Here is a 20,350-nt window from a genome sequence, read left to right as displayed (position 1 = left end):
ACGACAGAAGGAGTCCAGCCGTGACCGGTCAGCCCATACCCGTGATCATCGACTGTGACACCGGGGTCGACGACGCCCTGGCCCTGCTGTTCGCCGTCCGCCACCCGGACCTGGATCTGCGGGCGGTGACGTGCGTGGCCGGGAACACGGACGTCGACGGGGTCGTCCGCAACACCCTGACGGTGCTGGAGCAGGCCGGCGCGCCGGACGTTCCGGTGGCCCGGGGGGCCGAGCGGCCGCTGATCGAGCCGGCCCGCTCGGCACGGCATGTGCACGGTCACGACGGGATGGGCGACCTGGGGCTGCCCGTGCCGACCCGGGCCCCGGCCGCCGTGGACGCGGTGACGCTGCTGCGCCGCGAGATCCTCGCCTCGCCCCGCCCGGTCACCCTGATCCCGACGGCCCCGCTCACCAACATCGCCCTGCTGTTGCGCACCCACCCGGAGGTGACCCGCAACATCGAGCGGATCGTGTTCATGGGCGGGGCCGTGGCCACCGGGAACGCCACGCCCGTCGCCGAGTTCAACGTCTGGCACGACCCGGAGGCGGCGGCGATCCTGCTCACCGCCGGGGTGCCGATCACCATGTACGGGCTGGACGTCTTCCACCAGGTCGTCGTACCCGGGGTCGAGGTGCGGCGGTTGCGGGCGAGTGCCGAGCCCGGCACCCGGCTGGCCGGTGAGCTGCTCGCCCACCGGCCGACGGCGCAGGGCGGCCCCGCCGAGGCCGAGGCGGCGGGCGGTCTCGGTGACGCGGGCGCGGTCTGCGCGGTCGCCGACCCGGAGGGCATCAGCACCAGCCTGCTGCCCGTCGAGGTCTCCCTCGCCCCGGGCCCGACGCGGGGTCAGACCGTCGTCGACCGCCGCCCCCGTCCGGGTGAGTCCGAGATTCACGAGGGCGTCCGCGAACAGGCCTTTGTGGACGTGGCGTTGGAGGTGGACGTCGACCGGTTCGTGAAGCTGTACCTGGAGACCGTGGAGCGTCCCTAGCCGCCTAGTCGGTGGTGGCGGGGGCCGGCGCCGGTGCTCCCCACCGTTCCTCCACCCGGGCCACCCTCCAGTAGGTCAGGGCCGCCGCCCACACCACCACGAACAGGCCGACGATGATGTAGCCGACGTTGTCCAGGTCGAGGTCCGCGATCCAGCCGGTGAGGCCGTCGCGCAGGTCGAGTTTGTCGTGCAGGACGCCGACCAGCTCGATGGTGCCGATGAAGAAGGCGACGGCGATGGACAGCCCGGTGATGGTGAGGTTGTAGAAGACCTTGCGCACCGGGTTGGAGAACGCCCACTGGTAGGCGAAGTTCATGAACGTGCCGTCGAGGGTGTCGAACAGGCTCATCCCGGCGGCGAAGAGGAGGGGCAGGCAGAGGATCGCGTACCAGGGCAGGCCGGCCGCCGCGCCCGAGCCCGCCATCACCATCAGCGTGACCTCGGTGGCGGTGTCGAAGCCGAGGCCGAAGAGGAAGCCCAGGGGGAACATCTGGCCGGGGCGGGAGACCGACTTCGTCAGGCGGCCGAGGATACGGTTCATGAACCCCCGGGAGTCCAGGTGGGCTTCGAGCTCCGTCTCGTCGTACGTGCCGGCCCGCATCGCCTTGAACACGCGCAGGATGCCGATCAGGGCGACCAGGTTCAGGGCGGCGATGAGGTAGAGGAACGTCCCAGAGATCGTCGTGCCCATGAAGCCGAGGACCTGGTGGGTGCGCGAGCCCTCGTTCATCACCTTGCCGGCGAGCTGGGTGCCGCCCGCGATCAGCGCGGCCAGCAGCACGACCACGCTGGAGTGCCCGAGCGCGAACCAGAAGCCCACCGACACCGGGCGCTTGCCGTCGGCCATGAGCTTGCGGGTGGTGTTGTCGATGGCGGCGATGTGGTCGGCGTCGAAGGCGTGCCGCATGCCGAGGGTGTAGGCGGTGATGCCCAGGCCGATCCCGAACGCCTTGGTGCCGACCTTGTAGTGCTCGGGGACGACGAGCAGGAAGAGGATGCCGAACGCGACGACGTGCAGGGCGAGGATCACCGCCAGCAGCCCGGCCGTCCTGATCGTGTCCTCGCGCCGCCACCTGAAGGAGGCGGGCACCGTCGTCGTCGTGGGGGCGGTTTTCGCGGGCAGGGTCATCCGGTTCACGCTCCAGCACCTCGTGGATCACTTCGTGAGCTGCCGTGGCCGGTCTCCTGGCTTACGGGTCGTGCGTCCGCCGTCCCTGCCTTCCCGGTCGTACGACCAGTGGCCCGGCGGGTGCCGGACGGGACGGGAACTCCCCGATCACAGTGGCGAGGGCCGCGTCGACATCGCATCGACTTCCCGAACACCACGGCGTGCCCACCGTAGGGGTGCAAGCGGTTCCCTGCATAGCTGCGTACCTGCGCAGGTATGAAAGATCACAGAACGGCGCCTGCCACTATGGCGTCATGCATCTCGTGCCTGCCGACCGCGCGGACCGTCGCACCATCGACGGCCACCGGGTGTGCGACGCCATCGCCGCGATCGGCGAACCCGGTCATGTACGCACCTGGGCCGACCGTTTCTCCCTGCTCGCCGACGCCAAGCGGCTCGCGCTGCTGCTCGCGCTGCACCGCACCGGGCCGCTCGCCGTGTCCGACCTGGCCATCGCGACCGGGATGAACGACCCCGCCGTCTCACAGGCCTTGCGGCTGCTGAGGGCGGCGGGGGTCGTGGAGGGTGAGAAGGAGGGGCGGGTGGTCAGGTACCGGGTGGTGGACGCCGAGGTGCAGGGGCTGCTGAAGCACTGCACGGCCGACGGAGGCACGGTCGACCTGCCCTGAAGTTTCGCTTTCCCGGCGATGTGGACAGGATTGCCTCTGTCGTCCTCTCCGAGGGAGCCGATGTGACCGACCTTTCGTCCAGGAATCCCGACTGGTGGCGCCAGGCCGTCATCTACCAGGTCTACCCCCGCAGTTTCGCCGACGCCGACGGTGACGGGCTCGGTGACATCCGGGGCATCACCGAGCGTCTGCACCATGTGGCCGCGCTGGGCGTCGACGCCGTGTGGCTGAGCCCCTTCTACCCGTCGGAACTGGCCGACGGCGGCTACGACGTCGCCGACCCCAGGGACGTCGACCCACGCCTCGGCACGCTGGACGACTTCGACGCCATGGTCGCCGAGGCCCACCGGCTGGGCCTGAAGGTGATCGTCGACATCGTCCCCAACCACACCTCCCACCAGCACCCCTGGTTCCAGGAGGCCCTGCGCGCCGGCCCCGGCTCCGCCGCCCGCGACCGCTACGTCTTCCGCGCCGGACGCGGGGAGCAGGGCGAACTGCCGCCCACCGACTGGCAGTCCGTCTTCGGCGGCAGCGCCTGGCAGCGGGTCCCCGACGGCCAGTGGTACCTCCACCTCTTCGCCCCCGAGCAGCCCGACCTCAACTGGGGAAACGAGGAGGTCCGCGCCGACTTCCGCACCACCCTGCGCTTCTGGTCCGACCGGGGCGTCGACGGCTTCCGCGTCGACGTCGCCCACGGCCTGGCCAAGGACCTCGACGATCCGCTGCGCGACGTCGGGGACATCGGCGCGACCGGCGAGGACGCGCTGCCGCACCTGCCGCCCGGCAGCCACCCCTACTGGGACCGCGACGAGGTCCACGAGATCTACCGCGACTGGCGCAAGATCTTCGACGCCTACACCCCGCCCCGCACCGCGGTCGCCGAGGCCTGGGTCCCGGACGCCCGACGCGCCCTGTACGCCCGCCCGGAGGAACTGGGCCAGGCTTTCAACTTCGAGTATCTGGAGGCCGGCTGGGACGCCGAGGTGCTGCGCGGGGTCATCACCGGTTCCCTGGACACGGCCCGTACGGTCGGCGCCTCGGCCACCTGGGTGCTGTCCAACCACGACGTCGTACGCCACACCTCACGCCTGATGCTGCCGCCCGGCACGGACGACAACGCCTGGCTGCTCTCCGGCGGTCACGCGCCCCGGGTCGACGAGGCGGCGGGCCTGCGCCGGGCGCGGGCGGCGACCCTGCTGATGCTGGCCCTGCCCGGGTCCGCGTACGTCTACCAGGGCGAGGAACTCGGCCTGCCCGAGGTGGCCGACCTGCCCACCGAGGTCCTCCAGGACCCGATCTGGGAACAGACCGGGCACGTCCGCAAGGGCCGCGACGGCTGCCGGGTACCCCTGCCGTGGACGACCGGTGGACCGTCGTACGGCTTCGGCTCCGGGGGTGCCTGGCTGCCGCAGCCGCCGGTCTTCGCGTCGTACGCCGTCCAGGCGCAGGACGGGCTGGAGGGCTCCACCCTGGAGTTCTACCGCCGGGCGCTGCGCCTGCGCCGCAAGCTCATCGAGGGGGAGTCACTGGCCTGGGCCCCGGACGCGCCCGCCGGTGTCCTGGACTTCGCCCGCTCGGACGGCTGGCGGTGCGTCACCAACCTCTCGGCCGAGGCCGTGCCGCTGCCGCCCGGTGAACTGCTGCTGAGCAGCACACCGGTGCCGGACGGCGGGATGCTGCCGGCCGACACCACGGTGTGGCTCGCCTGAAGCCTGCCCCTGGGGCCTGCCTAGCCCGCCGACGGGCTGGGGCTGGCGGGAGCGCCGGCGCCGCCGCCGGCCGCACCGCCGGCCGAGCCGCCGAGGAGTCCGCTGAGGTCCAGCGGGGTGGACGTCTCGGTCGGCGGCGCGGTGAGCACCACCTCCGGCTGTCCGGCGGGCGGCGGCGGCGGGGTCACGTCGGTGGACGGCAGTTTCGGCGGGTTCGTCTGGGTGTTGAGGGTCGTGTCGAAGTCGACGTCGCCCGTCTTCTCCATGACCGTCATGTGGTCCAGAACCGTGTCGTTGGCCTGGTCGGCGAGGGCGCGCACCAGCGAGTTCTTGGTGGTGGAGCGGACCTTCGCGATGGTGTTGAAGATCGAACCGTGCGTCATCCGCAGGATGTTGGCGAAGTCGATGTCGAACTGCTTGCCGCTGTCGCCCTTCAACTGGTTGACGAAGCCCTCCTGCTGGGGGCTCGCGATGTTGGGCAGCGTGATGTTCAGCATCGGCGCGATCTTGCGGCAGGAGACGTCCAGCGCGGCGTGACCGTCGATCAGGTGCTCGCTGGCCGTCTTGACCGCCGGCGACTGGCCCTTCTGCAGACCGATCTGGCCCACCGGGTACTCCCAGAGCCCGGCCGCCCGCACCTTCACCACGAAGTCGCGGTCGCCCTCGGTCAGCGGCCCCCACTGGGTGTTCGCGATGATGCGGGACTGGTCGGAGGAGACGGTGCTCACCCCGAGCATGCTCGGGTAGGCGAGCGCCACAAGGGTCACCGCCATGGCTCCGCCCACGAAGAGAGTTCCCGTCGCGTTACGCGAAAGTCGCACCGTGCCTCCTGCCCGGTAGGGGTAACCGCTCTAGCGGGACGAGCGGTTCGGACGCACAGGAGTACGGATGGGGAAGCGATAGGACTCATTGGTTTTGGTAAAACCTGCCGGACCGCAGGTTGACCGAACGTTGACCGGCCGGTGGGGGAGTCCGGGCGAACCCGGTTATACGTTCGCTGCATGTCCATGCCATCGCGACCCGGGCATCCCGCGAGGGCTGCCGCCTCCCTGCCCGTACTCCCCTACCGCAAGCCCACCAAGGGCCGTGACTACTGGGTCCTGGACGACGTCCTGCCGGACGTGGACGCCGTACGGCAGCGGTGTCTCGCCAAGGAGGACTGGGTCGAGGGATATCCGTACACGCAGGAGACCTGGCCGGGCCTGCGCGCCATGCCGGGGCTGGAGGCGGGGGAACTGGGGCGGATCGAGCGGCTGGTGAAGAAGGCCACCGGGGCCGAGGAGTTGTGGGTGCAGCGGGCGCCCGGCGGCGGCACCCTCAACCACAACTGCGTGCAGGTGGTGGGCGAGGGGGAGAGCGAGCCCCGGCCGCACACCGACTCGCGCGCGCTGTGCCGGTACGCGGCCGTGCTGTATCTCAACCCGGGCGTGCCGAAGGACTGCGGCACCAGTTTCTACCGGCAGTCCCTGCCCGGCGGACGCCTCGGCGGCAACGTCGTCCAGTCCCCGCACAACAACCTGGTCGAGGCCCTCGGCACCCGCTTCGTGGCACCGGACGCCTTCGAGGAGGACGTGCGCGTCCCGCACCGGTACAACCGACTGCTCCTCTACAACGCCAACCTCGTGCACAGCGCGACCGGTTACTGCGGCCGGACGCTGGAGGAGAAGCGGATGACGGCGGTCTTCTTCTGGATGGCCTGAGCCGCTCGGTACCTGGCCGCTCAGGCCCGGCCGTTCAGTACCGGAGCGCCCTCGCCACCTCCGTCTTCACCTGTCCCGACAGTGTGCGGTGGCTCTGGGCCGTCGCCTTGCCCGACTTTCCGGCGGGGACGTTCGCGACCGTGGCGACGGTCGTGTCCAGGAGGTTGCCGCTGTTGTCCTTGAAGTCGACCTGGACGGCGAAGGACTTGGTGCCGTCCGCCTTGTTGTCCGCCGTGACCTGGACCGACATGTGGCCGTCGGAGGTCGTGGTCGGTGTGCCCAACCGCACCGCGGCCTTGGCGTCGACACCGTTCTTCACGTCGTCCAGCCGCTTCCCCGCCTCCGCGGTCGCCGAGGCCAGTGCCGACGCGCCCTGCGAGGCGTAGGACGCCGCCTTGCTGACCGCGGACGAGGGGCTGCCGCCGTCGCCGTTCGAGCAGCCGCTCAGCCCGGCGCCCAGACATGCGGCGAGCGTCAGCGCCGCACCTGTCCGTAGACCCGTCATCCCGCCTCCGTCCGTGGCCCCCGCCGCTCTCCCGTCCAGTCAAGGACCGGGGCCGCGGGTCCGCACGTCCGGCCATCCGTACGGCGTACCAGCCCTGCGGTCGTCTGTGACCATGGCGCCCTGTTCTGCGTCTGGCATGGCGTAATCAAAAGTTGCGTACGACAGGATGCCCAGGGTGAACGACGAACACGAAGCCCACGACGACGACACGGAGCGATTCGCCGGTCCGCGGCCGGGCCGGGGGGTGGAGCGGTGCGCCGTGGGCGGGCTGCTGCTCGCGGGCGCCGCCTGGGCCGCCCGGGCGGTGTGGCACGTGCGGCTGTTCCTGGCCGGGGAGCCCGCCTCGGGCCCGCCGGACCAGGGGGAGGGCGTGCACCGGACGCTGACGGGACTCGAGGACTCGTACCACGTCGTCAGCGCGCTGGGGGGCGGCGCCGCGCTGATCTGCGCGCTGGCGTTCCTGTCCTGGCTGTGGCGTGTCCGGGACGACGCGCGCGTCCTGTCGGCCGAGCCGCCGCGCTATTCAGGGATCTGGGTCTACCTGGGATGGGTCCTGCCGATCATGAATCTGTGGGTGCCGCGCGGCATCGTCGCCGACGCCTACGAGAAGAGTGCCCCCCGGCGGCCCCTGCCGCGCTCGCTGAACGTGTGGTGGGGGCTGTGGCTGCTCGGGATGCTCAGTGGGGTCGGCCTGCTGTACGAGGACTCCACCGACGAGATCATCGAGCGCGCCTACACCGAGGTCTGGCCGCTGCTGGCCTCGGACGCGGCGGTGGTCGGCGCGGCGATCGCCGGTGCCTTCGTCGTGCGGGCCGTCTCGGCGGCGCAGCGGGAGCGCCTGGCGGCCCTGACCGGCGGCCCGGGGAGCGCGGCGGAGACCGTCGCCGCGTCGTGACGTCGTAACGGCCGCCCGGAGAGCCTCCGGTGTCCCTTGACGCATTCATGAGCAACCATGGGGATATGACCGGTTTTGCGATCGGTCGTATGGCCGGATGCTCTCACTGAGGGGGCCGACATGGCTGTGGAAATACCTCCCCTGATCAAGCCATCCATGCTCAGACGGCGCGGCGGACTGCTGGGCGAGTGCATGGCGGAGTTCCTGGGGACCTTCGTGCTGATCTCGTTCGGCTGCGGCGTGGTCGCGATGGCCGTCGCGGCGCTGCCCGGCTCGGGCCGTGCGGCGACGCCCACCACGATCTTCCTCGCCGCCGGTGACTGGCTGCTGATCACCTGGGGCTGGGCGATGGCCGTGGTCTTCGCTATCTACGTGGCCGGCGGGGTCAGCGGCGCGCACATCAACCCGGCGGTGACGCTGGCGTTCGCGGTGCGCCGCAAGTTCCCCTGGACCAAGGTCCTCCCGTACTGGCTGTCGCAGGTGGTCGGCGCCTTCGCCGGGGCGGCCCTGGTCTTCGCCGTCTACCACGACGCGATCAACGCCTTCGACGCCGCCTCGAAACCGCCGAAGACCAACGGGCACACACTCGCCACATTCTCGATCTTCGCCACCTTCCCGGCGCCGTACTTCAACGGAGGTGTCTGGGGACCGCTGATCGACCAGATCGTCGGCACCGCCTTCCTGGTGATGTTCGTCGTGGCCGTCATCGACCTGCGCAACACGGCGGTGCAGGCGAACTTGGGGCCGTTCGTGATCGGCTTGGTGGTGGCCGCCGTCGGCATGTCCTACGGGGCGAACGCCGGCTACGCCATCAACCCCGCCCGTGACTTCGGCCCGCGCCTGCTCACCTGGCTGGCGGGTTGGCAGAGTCTGGCCTTCTCGGGGGACGGTCCATGGTTCAGCAACTACTTCTGGATACCGATCGTCGGGCCACTCATCGGCGGGGTCATCGGGGTCCTGGTGTACGACCTCTTCATCGGCGACGTCCTCCACGCCCGTGCCGCGCTGGGAGAGCTGCCGGAGGTCGGCCGTACGCGGCCCACCACGGACACGGAGTAGCCCCGACGCCCTCGCCGGAGGATCACTGGAAGATCGTTCGTTATCGTTTCGTGACCGTTTGAGCTCATGGCCATCATCTGAGATGACCAGCTTGAGCTGTCATGCATTCGGTACCAGAGCGGGAACCCGCACCGCCCACCGGCAGCGCCGCGGCATCCCGCCGCGGTGGCCGTCCGCACCGGCCCTCTCGGAGCGCCGACCGCCGGCGCCGGTCCGCCCACCGCCGGGGCGGTCCGCGCCGCCGGGGCCGGGACTGTCTGGTCGCCGCGATGATGGCCGTCGGCCTGCTCGGCTCGACGGCGTTCCTGCTGCACGGCGGACGAGGCGACGCGTCGAGCGCCGCACCGCCCGTGCGGAGCACGGTGCACCGCACCCCCGCCGTCACCCCCGCGCCCACATCGACCGCGCCCCCCACTCCCACTTCCACGCCCACGCCCACCCCGGCCTCGCCCCCGCCCAAGACCGCGGTCCCCTCGACGGGCACCGGCAAGTTCGTCACCGCGCAGGCCAGTGGCGCGAAGGTCGGTCACGGCGAACACCTGCTCCGCTACGTGGTGCAGGTCGAGACCGGGCTCGGCATCTCGCCGGCCCAGGCGGCGCACGAGATCGCCGACATACTCGCCGCTCCCCGGGGCTGGACCCGAAACGGGCTCTCCTCGTTCCAGCTGGTGAGCCCGGGGCAGCCCTACGACCTCAAGGTGAAGATCGCGACCCCGGGAACGGCGGACGCCCTGTGCTGGGCGGGCATTCACCAGAACACGCAGGGCGAGTACAACTGCGAGATCCCCGACGGGGTGGTGGTGAACCTCAAACGCTGGGTGAAGGGCTCACCCATGTTCGACGGTCCGATCCACGACTACCGGGCGCTGATCGTCAACCACGAGATGGGGCACTTCCTGGGCTACACGCACATGACCTGCGCGGGCCCCGGACAACTGGCCCCCGTGATGATGCAGCAGATCAAGGGCCTGCGCGGATGCGTCGCCAACGCCTGGCCCTACGACAAGAACGGCGCCTTCGTCTCCGGGCCGCCGGCGTGAGGTGACCCACTGCGGGCCGTCACCCACGTAGGCTCCCAGCCGCATCCGGCGAACGCGGCCCGCACCGCCTCCTCCTGCTCTTCGCGGCCGCGCCGGTCCAGCGGGTGAGCCGACAGGCCTGGGCGGCCCGGTACCGCTCGCCCCCCTCGGCGGCCTGACGCTCCAGGGGCTGCTGGACCCGAACACGCCCCGTCGGGCGCGGAGGTGATGGCGGGACCGCGCGAACTGGCGGGCTGAGAGTCCTCGGCCGCCTGTCACACGATCATGTGACACAGCGCACAGGAACTCCCCTCGTTCCGCAGGGAGTAACAGGTGTGAGGCGGCAGACGGAACGAGGAGAGTCAGTGCGTGCGCGGATACGGGCAGGGGACCGTGAAGCCTTCGCCGAGCTGTACGAGAGTTACGCGCGGGCGGTCTACAACCATGCCCTGCGGCTGACCGGTGACTGGTCGGAGGCCGAGGAGGCGATGTCCGAGACCTTTCTCGCCGCCTGGCGTGCCCGGGAGACGGTGGAGCCGGAGGGCGGATCGCTGAAGCCGTGGCTGCTCGGCATCGCCACGCACAAGGCGCGCAACGCCAACCGCGGGATACGGCGGCGGATCGGCTTCCTGGCCCGCAGCCCGGAGCCCCGGCCGGTCGAGGACTTCGCGGACGAGACGGCGGGCCGTATCGACGACGCCCGCCGGCTTGCCCTGGTCCACAACGCGCTGCGCAGGCTGCGCCGCCAGGACCGCGAGGTGCTCGCCCTGTGTGTGGCGTCCGGGCTGGACTACCAGCAGGCGGCCGAGGCCCTCGGCATCCCGGTCGGCACCGTGCGCTCCCGGCTGTCCCGGGCCCGCGCACGGCTGGCCCGGCTCAGCGCACCCGGTGAAGGCGACCGGGAAAAACCGGAACCGCCCCGGACCCGCGGAGAGATGGAGAGTGAGGCCGCGTTCGCGGCCCTGTTCTTGCAGGAGGAAACCCCATGAACGCTGACGACCTGCCCCGCGCCGGCTCCGCCGCCCGGAGCGAGGCCGAGGAGCTGCTGTCGGCCCCGGCGGAATGGGACCTCCCGCGGAACCGGCACCTCCACCACAAGGACGTACTCATGCGACGCATCGACCAGGACCTGAACCCTGCCGCGCGGACGGCCGCGGCACCGCCCCGCCGCAAGCTGCTGCTGCGCGCCGCCGTGCTGCTGCCCGCCGCGTCGTTTGCGCTGGCCGGAGCGCTGGTCGTCACCCTCTCCGGCGGTGGCGGCTCCACCCCGGGGGCCGCGACCGGCAGCGCGGGGACGGCCAAGGGCGGCGCCAGCGCGTCCGTGACGCTCGGCCGGATCGCCGCCGCGGCCATGGAGACCGGCACCAGCCCGGTGAAGGACGGGCAGTTGGTCTACGTCAGAACCCTGCTCCGCGCCAACAAGGGCACGTTCGAAGGCCCGGTGAAGCTCGGTGCCCTGCACCAGTCGGAGTCGTGGACGGTGCAGAACCCGGCCCCCGTCAAGACCGCCGGGTGGCTCAGGGAAACCGGCAAGGACGCGATCATGCCCGGTGAGACGGTCCCCATCGAGGAGGGCGGCGCCCCGGTCCCGGCCGGCTTCGACCGCCCTACCTACAAGTGGCTGGCCTCCCTGCCGACCGACCCCGCCGCCCTGCTTCGCCTGATCTACTCCAGGACCAAGGGGGACGAGACCGAGTCGCACGACCAGGCCGCCTTCAGCAAGATCGGTGAACTGCTGGGGGACGTCATGCCCGCCGCGAACAACGCCGCGCTCTACAAGGCCGCCGCGAGGATCCCCGGCGTGGTCGTGATCCCCGACGTCGTCGACGCCGCCGGCCGGCACGGCATCGGCATCACCCGCGAGGACCCCCGGTCCTGGATCCGTGACGTCTGGATCTTCGACAAGCACGACCTGACCTACCTGGGCGCCCGCTCGTACATCACCAAGGACAAGAAGAAGGAGCCGCGGCCCACCACCCTCTTGGGCGTCAGCGCCGTCATGGAACGCGCCGTGGTCGACCACCGGGGCGACACACCGGGCAAGGCGAACGGCTAGCCGGCCCCTGCGTTCCGCGCAGGGCGCTCCTGGTGCCCCGTCGGCAACGACGGGGGCCGGGAAACTGCCGGACACGGCACAAGCGGCCCCGTCCCCGCCGATGTCAGGATTCCGCGCATGACCGATGTCCGGGAACTGACCTGCCCTTCCCCGGGGAAGCGCACCCTGTGGTCGCTCGTCGCTCTCGGAGCGGCCGGGACGGTCCTGGCCGTGACGGGTCTGGCGTACCGGGGCGGGCTCGTGTACCTGTGGCTGGGCGTCGGCCTGGCGTCCGTCGTGGCGGGGACCATGGCGCTCCACGCGCTCGCCGCCCGGGTGACCGCCGACGCGTCCGGTCTGCGGATCCGGACGCTGCGGGGCGGCCGGAGCGTGGCCTGGCACGAGGTCGCCGACCTGCGGGTGTATCTGAGGCACACGAGAAACGGGGAGTACCGCCGCGTCGGTGCGGCCCTGCGCGACGGCCGCAGGCTGCTCCTGCCGCTGCCGCTCAGCGGGAGGTCCGACGACCCGGAGTTCGACGCCACGCTGGACGCGCTGCGCACGCTGCACCGCCGGTACGGCACCCCCGAGTCGAGTCACCTCCGCGTCGTCTCCTCCCGCACCGCCGGCCGTGGCTGGGCCGGATCGCTGATCGTGTGCGTGCTGCTGCTCGCGGGCGCGGGCGTGGCCGCGTGGATCGTGCCGCGGGCAGCGGCCGAGGAGGCGGCGTGGAACGCGGCCCGCCCGTGCGCCGCCGGCACGCCCGCCGGGGGCCGAACCGACTGCCTGGCCACGCTGCCGGCCGTGATCGAGCGGACCGACGCCAACCGGCCGAGGAACGAAAGCTGGCTGTACTTCACCGACAGCAGGCCGCTGAGGCGGCTCGAGGTCACCCGGGAGGCCGCGCAGGGGTTCCGGCCCGGGGACAGGGTCGAACTGACCGTATGGCGCGGGGAGGTCCGGGAGGTCAGCGGGCGGCACTACGTGTGGCACGACCATGGCGGCGGCGCCGGGGACCTGGCCGTCGGGGCCGCCGTGCTCGCCCTCGCCGCCGGGTACCCCGCCGCCCAGCTGATGCTGCGCCTGCGGGGGCGCCGGCTGCCCGACGACGAGGTCCTGCCGTCGGCGCTCCCCTTCGCGGGCGCGCTCGCCGGCACGGCCCTGTGGCTGCTGCCGCTGTGCTACCTCCACCCCACGACCCTGTTCACCTCTGCCGTGCCGGTCGTCTGGGGTGCCTCGGGCACGCTCGCCTCGCTGGTGTTCTTCACGGCGGCCTGGCGTGCCACCCGGCTGCGCGTGCCCCGGCCGGTCGCGGTGAGCGACGAGCCGGTCGGGCGGGAGGGTGAGGAGGTCTTCCTGCCGGCCCGCTTCCTGGAGCCCACCGACTACAACCCGCACGGCTTCGGCACCCACATCGCCCTCGGGGACGGCCCGCCCGCGGTGACACCCGGCCCCGGCAGGTTCGCGGCCAAGCCGATCCCCGTGGGGCGGCTCACCCTCAAGGCCGTGCGCCGCGCCCGGGGCGGCGACGGCGACACCGTCTCCAGCAGCTGGCACATCGCCGATTTCGACGACGCCGGCACCCCCGTCCGCCTCGCGGCCGCCCCGGACGATCTGCACCGCATCCTCCGCGAGCTCGACCCGGCCAGAGCCGGAGCCGTGGCGCACCCGTAGGACGGACTACGACAGTCCGGACGCCCGGAGGACCGCCCGCGCCGTCTCCGTGTCGATCTGCTCGCCCAGCCGCCGGAAGGTGTCCGCCCCGCTGTGCAGGGTGCCGCGGTGCACGGAGCGGCGGAGGCCGGTGTCCAGTTCGTGCCACAGCAGGGGGTTCGCCGTCAGGACGCGGATGTCGAGTTCGAGGCGTCCGCCGTGGGCGTCCCGCAGGACGAGGCGGTCGGTGACGCCGGCGGAACGTCGTACGGACACGAGCGCGTCCGTCCGTACCGTCCGTCGGCGCACCGGGCCGCGCACGGTCAGCCAGCCGGTGCCCGCCGTGACCCGCTGCGGCAGCAGTACGGCGAAGACCGCGGCGGACATGGCGATCCACACCACGGCGCGGGCGGCGGTGAGGGTGTGCGCGTCCCAGTCGACGAGGCCGGCCAGCCCGCAGAAGGCGAGGGCGCAAGCGGCCGCGAGCCGGGCGCTGCCGCGCCAATGGCGGTCGGCGATCGGGCCGTTTCTCGGGCCGCTCCCTCGCATGACACCGACGCTAGGCGGCGGCGGGCCCCGTGCGACGAGTACTGACGGTGTTCTTACGCGGCGGGAGTCGTCTTTGACGGCATTCTTACGCGCAGGCCGGTCGCCGGCCGGTGTGGTGTCAGCCGGTGTGGACGCGCGGGCGGCGGGCGCGGTCCGGTTCCGCCTCGCGCAGGACCTCGCGGGTGACGGGGGCGACCTCGCCCTGGCCGAAGAGGAAGAAGCGGAGGAAGTTGGCGAAGGGGGTGCCCTCGGTCCACTCGAAGTACATGTGCGGGATGCAGCCCGTGGTGTCGCGGACGTTCAGGAGCAGGGCCGCGAGGGCGTTGGGTATGGAGGACGACTCCAGGGTGAGGACCCGGTAGCGGCCGTGCAGCACCTCGCCGCGGACCGTCAGCCCCGCCTCGAACTCGGACGGGTCGGTGACCGTGACCTCGACGAAGACGAAGTCCTCCTGCTCCGGCAGTTCGTTGTCGGCCCGGATCTGCTCGATCTTGTCGCGGTACTCGGCCTTGTCGCGCCGGCCCGGGTCGTTGGCGATGAACCGGATCTTGCGGCTGGCGATGTCCCGGACGAATCGTTCCGCCATAGGGTCGAGCTGCACACTCGTCACGCGCAGCTCGAAGGCGCGGGCCAGCCGGGAGAGCAGCGAGACCAGGATGATCCCGACGATGAAGCAGGCGCCGATCTTCACACCGTCGGGGCGCTCGATGACGTTGGCCACGGTCACGTAGAGCAGGACCGCCGCCACGATCGCGAAGCCGATGGTCCAGTGGCGCTGCCCGGCCCTGCGGGCGGCGATGGTCACTGCGATCGCCGCCGAGGACATCAGCACCAGCACGCCGGTGGCGTACGCGCCGCCCTGCGCGTCCACGTCGGCGTCGAAGATCCAGGTGACCATGAAGGCGATCAGGGTGAAGACGATGACCATGGGGCGTACGGCGCGGGCCCAGTGCGGGGCCATGCCGTAGCGGGGCAGGTAGCGCGGCATCAGGTTGAGCAGGCCGGCCATGGCGGAGGCGCCCGCGAACCACAGGATGGCGATGGTCGACAGGTCGTAGACGGTGCCGAAGCCGTTGCCCAGGTACTGGTGCGCGAGGTAGGCCAGCGCGCGGCCGTTGGCGTCTCCGCCGGGCTTGAACTCCTTCGCCGGGATGAGCACCGTCGTGATGAAGCTGGTCGCGATCAGGAACACGCTCATGATCAGCGCGGCGGCCGTCAGCAGCTTCTTGGTGTCCCGGATCCGGCCCTTGGGGTTCTCCTCCGTGTCGCCCGGGTCGCCCTGGACGTGCGGCATCACCGCGACGCCCGTCTCGAAGCCGGAAAGGCCCAGGGCGAGCTTCGGGAAGACCAGCAGGGACACGCCGATCATGGCGAAGGCGTTGCCGTGCTCGGCGGTGAGGGCGCTGGTCCAGTCGGTGACCACGTGCCCGGCGGTCAGCACGTGCCACAGGCCGTCGACCACGACCACGGCGTTCAGCCCGAGATAGACGACCACCAGGGCGACCGCGACGCCGATCGCCTCCAGGAAGCCCTTGAGGAACACCGCGCCCAGCAGGGCCACCAGGAACAGGGTGATCCACAACTCCTGGCCGTGCAGCACGCTGGTCAGGTGCGGGTTCTCCACGAGGTGGGTGGAGGCGTCGGCGGCCGAAAGGGTGATGGTGATCAGGAAGTCGGTGGCGGCGAAGCCCAGCAGCGTGAGGACGAACAGCTTGCCCTGCCAGAAGGACAGCAGCCGCTCCAGCATGGCGATGGAGCCCTCGCCGTGTGGGCTCTCCTCGGCCACCCGGCGGTACACCGGCAGTGCACCGGCCAGGGTGACCACGACGAGGACGAGGGTCGCTATCGGGGAGAGCAGACCGGCGGCGAGGGCCGCTATGCCGGGCTGGTAACCGAGGGTGGAGAAGTAGTCGACACCGGTCAGGCACATCACGCGGTACCAGCGCTGCCCCTTGTGCGGCGGCTCCGGCTCGGCGTGGGGCCCGGTGTGGCCGCCGTGCTTGCCCATGTCGGACAGGCCCTCCAGCATCCACGTCCGCAGACGGCTCTGCGGCGGAGTCTCGGTGGTGGCCATCGGCGTGCTCTCTTCTGACGTGCGGCTCGGCGTGCGGTTTCGGCCATCACGCGGATGGCGGCACCAGCGTAAGCAGAGAGTGACGCCGTGGCCCACGGGAGAGACCACCGAACGCGTCAAGGGTCCGTTAAGACGCGGGCGGCGTCTTCGGGCGGGCGTCTACGGCGGAAGTCCTCGGGTGAGCGTCTTCAGACGTCCGTCAGCCGGGCCTCCTCCAGCTCGGCGAGCTCCTCCAGCCGGGCGAGTCCGGCGTGGGCGAGGTGGGTGCGGGCCTCGATCTCCTCGCGTTCGGTGTGGGCGGGTTCCAGGGCGATGCCGGAGCGACCGAGGTGGTCAGGACGAGGACGAGGGGGCGGTCCGCGAGCGGGGTGCCGCTCCTGGTGACCTCTGGGAGGGGCAGGACGGCCGGTGGGCCGACGTCCCGGTGAGCCGGCGGTGAGCGCGCGGTGAGCCCTCGTCCCGAGAGTGAGGTCATCGCCGGTTCCGAACGGAGGACCGGCCACCGAGTGAGGAGCTGACGATGGCCGCACTGACGGGCAGGACGGCACTGGTGACGGGTGCGTCGCGGGGCATCGGCCGGGCGGTGGCGCTGCGGCTGGCCGCCGAGGGCGCGCTGGTCGCCGTCCACTACGGCGGCGACGACGAGGCGGCCAAGGCGACCGTCGCGCGGATCGAGGAGGCCGGCGGGCGGGCGTTCGCCGTGCGGGCCCGGTTCGGTGAGGAGGGCGCGGTGGACCGGCTGTTCCGGCAGCTGGGCACGGGACTCGACGGCCGGGGGCTGGACGTCCTGGTCAACAACGCGGGCATCTCCTCCGGGCACTCCATCGGGCAGGTGACCGCCGACGAGTGGAACCGGCTGCTGGCGGTCAACGTCACCTCGCCGTTCTTCGTGATCCAGCGGGCCCTGCCGCTGCTCAACGACGGCGGACGCATCGTCAACATCGGTTCGACGGCCAGCCGGTTCGCCGTCTCCACGCAGATCGGCTACACCGTCACCAAGGCGGCACTGGAGTCACTGGCCCCGTCCCTGGCCAACGAGCTCGGCCGGCGCGGGATCACGGTGAACACGGTCGCGCCGGGCGCCGTGCGGACCGACCTGACCGCCGGCTACACCTCGATTCCCGAAGTGGTCGCCGGGATAGAGGCGATCACCGCGCTGGGCCGCCTCGGCGAGGTCGAGGACGTGGCCGATGTCGTCGGCTTCCTGGCGGGCCCGCAGGGGCGCTGGATCACCGGCCAGACCATCGACGTGTCCGGGGGCACGTATCTCGGCCCGATCGCGTGAGGCACGAGGCGGCGCGCGCCCCTCGGGCGGACCGGGGGGCACCCCCCAACTTCGGTACCCGGGTGGATAATCGCGCGCATGCGCTTCGGAATCCTCGGCGGGACGCAGGTGTGGGGCGACGACGGGGCGGAGGTGCCGCTGGGCGGGCCGGCGCGGCGGGCGCTGCTCACCCTGCTGCTCGTCAGGCCCGGTGAGGTCGTCCCCGGTGACCGGCTCGCCGACGGTGTCGCGGCCGCCGGAGCCGCGGCGGCGGCCGGGGGCGGCGGGACACAGGGGGTCCCGTCCCCGCACGCGCTGCAGTCGCAGGTGTCCCGGCTGCGGTCGGCCCTGGGGCGGGCGGAGCTGATCGAGCGGGCCGGGGCAGGCTACCGCATCGTCGTCGGCGCGGACGACGTCGACGCCGGCCGGTTCGAACGCCTGGCACGGGAGGGCCGGGAAAGGCTGCGGGAGGGGGACACGGAGCGCGCGGCCACCCTGCTGCGCACGGCACTTGGGCTGTGGCGGGGCCAGGCGTTCGCCGACGCCGCCGACAGCGAGCCGGTCCGCGCCGCCGCCGTACGGCTGGAGGAGCTGCGGCTGACCGCGCTGGAGGACCGGATCGCGGCCGAGCTGCGGCTCGGCGAACACCGCGCGGCCGTACCGGAGTTACGCGAGCTCGTCGACCGCCATCCGCTGCGCGAACGCCTCGCCGGGCTGCTGATGCGGGCGTTGTCCGCCGACGGCGGGCAGGCCGAGGCGCTGCTGGTGTTCGAGCGGGTACGACGACACCTCGCCGACGAGCTCGGCGCCGACCCGTCCGCCGAACTGACCGGCCTGCACGGCGAGTTGCTGAACGCCGATCCGTCGCCCTCGCCCACCGGCCCACCGGCCCCGCTGACCTCCTTCGTGGGCCGCTCGGCCGAGGTCGCCGAAGTGGGCGAACTCCTGCGCACCGCCCGCCTGGTGACACTGACCGGGCCGGGAGGTGTCGGCAAGACCCGGCTGTCCGCGGAGGTCGCCCGGGCGGAGTCCGACGAGGTGTGCTTCGTGGAGCTCGGCGCGCTGCGCGACCCCGCCGTACTGCCGCAGGCCCTGCTCGGCGCCCTCGGCCTGCGCGAGAACGGTCTGCATGTGGCGGCCGGCGACCGGAACCCGCTGGACCGGCTGGTCGCCGCGCTGTCGGGCAGGATGCTCCTGCTCGTCCTGGACAACTGCGAACACCTGGTCGAGGAGACCGCCGCACTGGCGGCCCGGCTGCTGACGACGTGCCCGCGCCTGCGGGTGCTGGCGACGAGCCGGGAGCCGCTGGGCGTCATCGGCGAGCACCTCCACCCCGTACGGCCGCTCGACGACGCGGCGGCGGCGGAGCTGTTCACCGACCGGGCCCGCGCCGTGCGCCGCGCGTTCGTCCCCGCCCCGGACACCGTGCGGCGGATCTGCGCGGCCCTCGACGACCTGCCCCTGGCCATCGAACTGGCGGCGGCCCGGCTGCGCACCTTGAGCCTGGACGAGCTCGCCGAGCGCCTCCACGACCGGCTCGCCGTGTCCGCGCGCGGCAGCCGCACCGCCGACGCACGGCACCGGACGCTGCGCTCGGTCGTCGAGTGGAGCTGGGACCTGCTCGACGAGCCGGAGCGCCGGGCCGCGCGGCGCTTCTCCGTGTTCGCGGCGGGCGCGAGCCCCGAGTCCGCCCGCCGGGTCTGCGGCGCCGACGAGGACACGCTGGAGTCGCTGGCCGACAAGTCCCTGCTGGACCGGGCGGGCGGCCGGTACCGCATGCTCGCGACGATCCGCGCCTACGCCGCCGAACGGCTGGACGCCGAGGGTGAGACGGCCGCGGTGCGGCGGGCCCACGCCGCGACACTGCTGGACCGGCTGCGCGCCGCCGACCCGTGGCTCCGGCGCGCCGAGCAACTCCAGTGGCTGGAGGCACTCGCGGCGGAACAGCCCGACCTGCTGGCGGCGGTGCGCTGGGCGGTCGGGGTGGCGCGGTGCGGTGCGGCGGGGGATGGTGCGGCGGCGGGCGGTGCGGACCGGGACCGTGCGGACGGGGTCGGCGTGGCGCTGGAACTGCTTGCCTCGGCCTCGGCGTACCTCTGGATCCGCGGTGCGTCCGGCACGGCGGCGCCGCAGGCGGGTGTCCTCCTCGACACCTTGGGCGGCACCCCGCCGGCCGGGCTCGGCGAGGAGTACGCGATCTGCGTGCTGCTCGCCGCGTCCGGCCTGGGCGGCCGGGCGGTGTGGCACCGGCACCGGGCGTCGGCCGGGAAGGCCCTGACCGAGGTGTGGTCGGCCGCCCGGCCGGGCCGCTACCCGGCCGGCCTGCTGCTTTGGATGATGCACAACGCGGGCGACGGCGACGCCCCGGGCGCGCTCGCCCTGGTCTCGGCCCAGCGGGAGCGGTCCGACCCATGGGTCAGGGCGGCCGCCCGGTACGTGTCCGCCTTCGGTGCTCTCGGCGAGGGCGACACGGCGGACGCCGAGGACGCGTTCCGCACGGCCGCTGAGGAGTTCCGCACGCTGGGCGACCGCTGGGGTGCCGCGCTGGCCCTGGACGCGCTGGCCGGTCTGGCGGCCGGGCGCGGCGAGCGCGAGCGGGCGGTCGCCCTCACGGACGAGGCGCTCGGCCTCGCCGAGCGGCTGGGCGCCCTGGAGGACTGCGCGGACCTGCTGGTCAACCGGGGTGACCACCGCGTGGACGCCGATCCGGCGGCGGCACGCGCCGACTACACGCGGGCCGCCGACCTCGCCCGCCGCGCGGGCAGCCCGGCCGCGCTGGCCGCCGCCCAGCGCGGCCTGGCCGACCTCGCCCTGCTGGAGCGGGACCCGGCCACGGCGGAGGACCTCTACACCCAGGCCCTGGAACAGCTCGACCCGCACTGGGTGAAGGGCCTCGGCAACCGGGTCCGTACGCTGGCCGGGCTCGGCCGGATCGCCGAGACACGCGGCGACCGCGCCGCGGCCCGGGCCCGCTACCGGGAAGCCGCCGAGTCCGCCGCGGCGGCCGTGCCCAGGGCGGCCCTGCCGGACGCGCTGCGTCTGCTGGGCCTGCCCGAGGCGCTCACCGAGGCGGTGAGCCGGCGGTGACCGCCCGGTGAGCGG

18 protein-coding genes and 1 riboswitch are annotated in these 20,350 nt (G+C 72.5%); of the genes, 12 read left to right on the top strand and 6 right to left on the bottom strand.

Annotated elements, in window-relative coordinates:
• The first annotated feature begins 20 nt into the window (after nucleotides 1-20).
• Complete coding sequence (locus ACFYZQ_RS10260) at nucleotides 21-989, top strand: nucleoside hydrolase (RefSeq protein ID WP_389144162.1); 969 nt, start codon at nucleotides 21-23, stop codon at nucleotides 987-989.
• A gap of 4 nt (nucleotides 990-993) precedes the next feature.
• Here ACFYZQ_RS10260 and ACFYZQ_RS10255 read toward each other — a convergent pair whose 3' ends face one another.
• Complete coding sequence (locus ACFYZQ_RS10255; RefSeq protein ID WP_389144746.1) at nucleotides 994-2,118, bottom strand: HoxN/HupN/NixA family nickel/cobalt transporter; 1,125 nt, start codon at nucleotides 2,116-2,118, stop codon at nucleotides 994-996.
• Between the two features lie 28 nt (nucleotides 2,119-2,146).
• A riboswitch (cobalamin riboswitch) is annotated at nucleotides 2,147-2,331 on the bottom strand.
• Nucleotides 2,332-2,411: 80 nt separating this feature from the next.
• Between ACFYZQ_RS10255 and ACFYZQ_RS10250 the strand changes: the two genes are divergently transcribed.
• Complete coding sequence (locus tag ACFYZQ_RS10250; protein WP_389144160.1) at nucleotides 2,412-2,786, top strand: ArsR/SmtB family transcription factor; 375 nt, start codon at nucleotides 2,412-2,414, stop codon at nucleotides 2,784-2,786.
• A gap of 62 nt (nucleotides 2,787-2,848) precedes the next feature.
• Nucleotides 2,849-4,495: a glycoside hydrolase family 13 protein gene (locus tag ACFYZQ_RS10245; protein WP_389144157.1), complete on the top strand. Its 1,647-nt coding sequence runs from the start codon at nucleotides 2,849-2,851 to the stop codon at nucleotides 4,493-4,495.
• 20 nt (nucleotides 4,496-4,515) lie between these two features.
• On the opposite strand, the gene ACFYZQ_RS10240 is transcribed toward ACFYZQ_RS10245, so the two are convergent.
• Nucleotides 4,516-5,280: a DUF4142 domain-containing protein gene (locus ACFYZQ_RS10240; protein WP_389144744.1), complete on the bottom strand. Its 765-nt coding sequence runs from the start codon at nucleotides 5,278-5,280 to the stop codon at nucleotides 4,516-4,518.
• A 222-nt stretch (nucleotides 5,281-5,502) separates the two neighbouring features.
• Between ACFYZQ_RS10240 and ACFYZQ_RS10235 the strand changes: the two genes are divergently transcribed.
• Nucleotides 5,503-6,195: a DUF6445 family protein gene (locus ACFYZQ_RS10235; protein ID WP_389144741.1), complete on the top strand. Its 693-nt coding sequence runs from the start codon at nucleotides 5,503-5,505 to the stop codon at nucleotides 6,193-6,195.
• Nucleotides 6,196-6,229: 34 nt separating this feature from the next.
• Here ACFYZQ_RS10235 and ACFYZQ_RS10230 read toward each other — a convergent pair whose 3' ends face one another.
• Entirely contained in the window at nucleotides 6,230-6,700 is a 471-nt protein-coding gene (locus ACFYZQ_RS10230; protein ID WP_389144154.1) for a hypothetical protein, read from the bottom strand.
• Between the two features lie 175 nt (nucleotides 6,701-6,875).
• On the opposite strand from ACFYZQ_RS10230, the gene ACFYZQ_RS10225 reads away from it, so the two are divergent.
• The 6 genes from ACFYZQ_RS10225 to ACFYZQ_RS10200 all read left to right on the top strand — a co-directional run bounded on the left by ACFYZQ_RS10225 (nucleotide 6,876) and on the right by ACFYZQ_RS10200 (nucleotide 13,382).
• Entirely contained in the window at nucleotides 6,876-7,595 is a 720-nt protein-coding gene (locus ACFYZQ_RS10225) for a DUF4328 domain-containing protein (protein ID WP_389144151.1), read from the top strand.
• Nucleotides 7,596-7,715: 120 nt separating this feature from the next.
• Nucleotides 7,716-8,654: an MIP/aquaporin family protein gene (locus ACFYZQ_RS10220; RefSeq protein ID WP_389144149.1), complete on the top strand. Its 939-nt coding sequence runs from the start codon at nucleotides 7,716-7,718 to the stop codon at nucleotides 8,652-8,654.
• 101 nt (nucleotides 8,655-8,755) lie between these two features.
• Nucleotides 8,756-9,694 carry a DUF3152 domain-containing protein gene (locus ACFYZQ_RS10215; protein ID WP_389144146.1) on the top strand — a complete coding sequence of 313 codons (939 nt, stop codon included), beginning with the start codon at nucleotides 8,756-8,758 and terminating at the stop codon, nucleotides 9,692-9,694.
• Nucleotides 9,695-10,038: 344 nt separating this feature from the next.
• Nucleotides 10,039-10,662, top strand: coding sequence for an RNA polymerase sigma factor (locus ACFYZQ_RS10210; RefSeq protein ID WP_389144143.1), 624 nt, complete (start codon nucleotides 10,039-10,041; stop codon nucleotides 10,660-10,662).
• The gene (locus ACFYZQ_RS10205) at nucleotides 10,659-11,729 is read left to right on the top strand and encodes a CU044_5270 family protein (RefSeq protein WP_389144140.1); all 1,071 of its coding nucleotides are present in this window, start codon (nucleotides 10,659-10,661) and stop codon (nucleotides 11,727-11,729) included. Before ACFYZQ_RS10210 ends, ACFYZQ_RS10205 begins: the two co-directional genes overlap by 4 nt.
• 117 nt (nucleotides 11,730-11,846) lie before the next feature.
• Complete coding sequence (locus ACFYZQ_RS10200; protein ID WP_389144137.1) at nucleotides 11,847-13,382, top strand: PH domain-containing protein; 1,536 nt, start codon at nucleotides 11,847-11,849, stop codon at nucleotides 13,380-13,382.
• A gap of 6 nt (nucleotides 13,383-13,388) precedes the next feature.
• On the opposite strand, the gene ACFYZQ_RS10195 is transcribed toward ACFYZQ_RS10200, so the two are convergent.
• From ACFYZQ_RS10195 to ACFYZQ_RS10185, 3 genes are all read right to left on the bottom strand, one after another.
• Nucleotides 13,389-13,910, bottom strand: a complete 522-nt coding sequence (locus ACFYZQ_RS10195) for a hypothetical protein (protein ID WP_389144135.1) — start codon at nucleotides 13,908-13,910, stop codon at nucleotides 13,389-13,391.
• A gap of 118 nt (nucleotides 13,911-14,028) precedes the next feature.
• Entirely contained in the window at nucleotides 14,029-15,984 is a 1,956-nt protein-coding gene (locus ACFYZQ_RS10190) for an amino acid transporter (protein ID WP_389144132.1), read from the bottom strand.
• 188 nt (nucleotides 15,985-16,172) lie between these two features.
• Complete coding sequence (locus ACFYZQ_RS10185) at nucleotides 16,173-16,487, bottom strand: hypothetical protein (protein WP_389144129.1); 315 nt, start codon at nucleotides 16,485-16,487, stop codon at nucleotides 16,173-16,175.
• Nucleotides 16,488-16,504: 17 nt separating this feature from the next.
• Here ACFYZQ_RS10185 and ACFYZQ_RS10180 point away from each other — a divergent pair, with 17 nt between their 5' ends.
• Both ACFYZQ_RS10180 and ACFYZQ_RS10175 read left to right on the top strand, forming a co-directional pair.
• A complete protein-coding gene (locus tag ACFYZQ_RS10180; RefSeq protein WP_389144126.1) occupies nucleotides 16,505-17,269 on the top strand; it encodes an SDR family NAD(P)-dependent oxidoreductase in 765 nt (254 codons plus the stop codon).
• Between the two features lie 78 nt (nucleotides 17,270-17,347).
• Complete coding sequence (locus ACFYZQ_RS10175) at nucleotides 17,348-20,335, top strand: ATP-binding protein (protein ID WP_389144123.1); 2,988 nt, start codon at nucleotides 17,348-17,350, stop codon at nucleotides 20,333-20,335.
• Nucleotides 20,336-20,350 lie beyond the last annotated feature (15 nt).

Origin of the sequence: Streptomyces sp. NPDC001843 (assembly GCF_042891955.1) — a bacterium.
GTDB lineage: Bacteria > Actinomycetota > Actinomycetes > Streptomycetales > Streptomycetaceae > Streptomyces.
The sequence above is the reverse complement of the archived record's forward strand: the minus strand, read 5'-3'. Positions and strand labels throughout refer to the sequence as shown.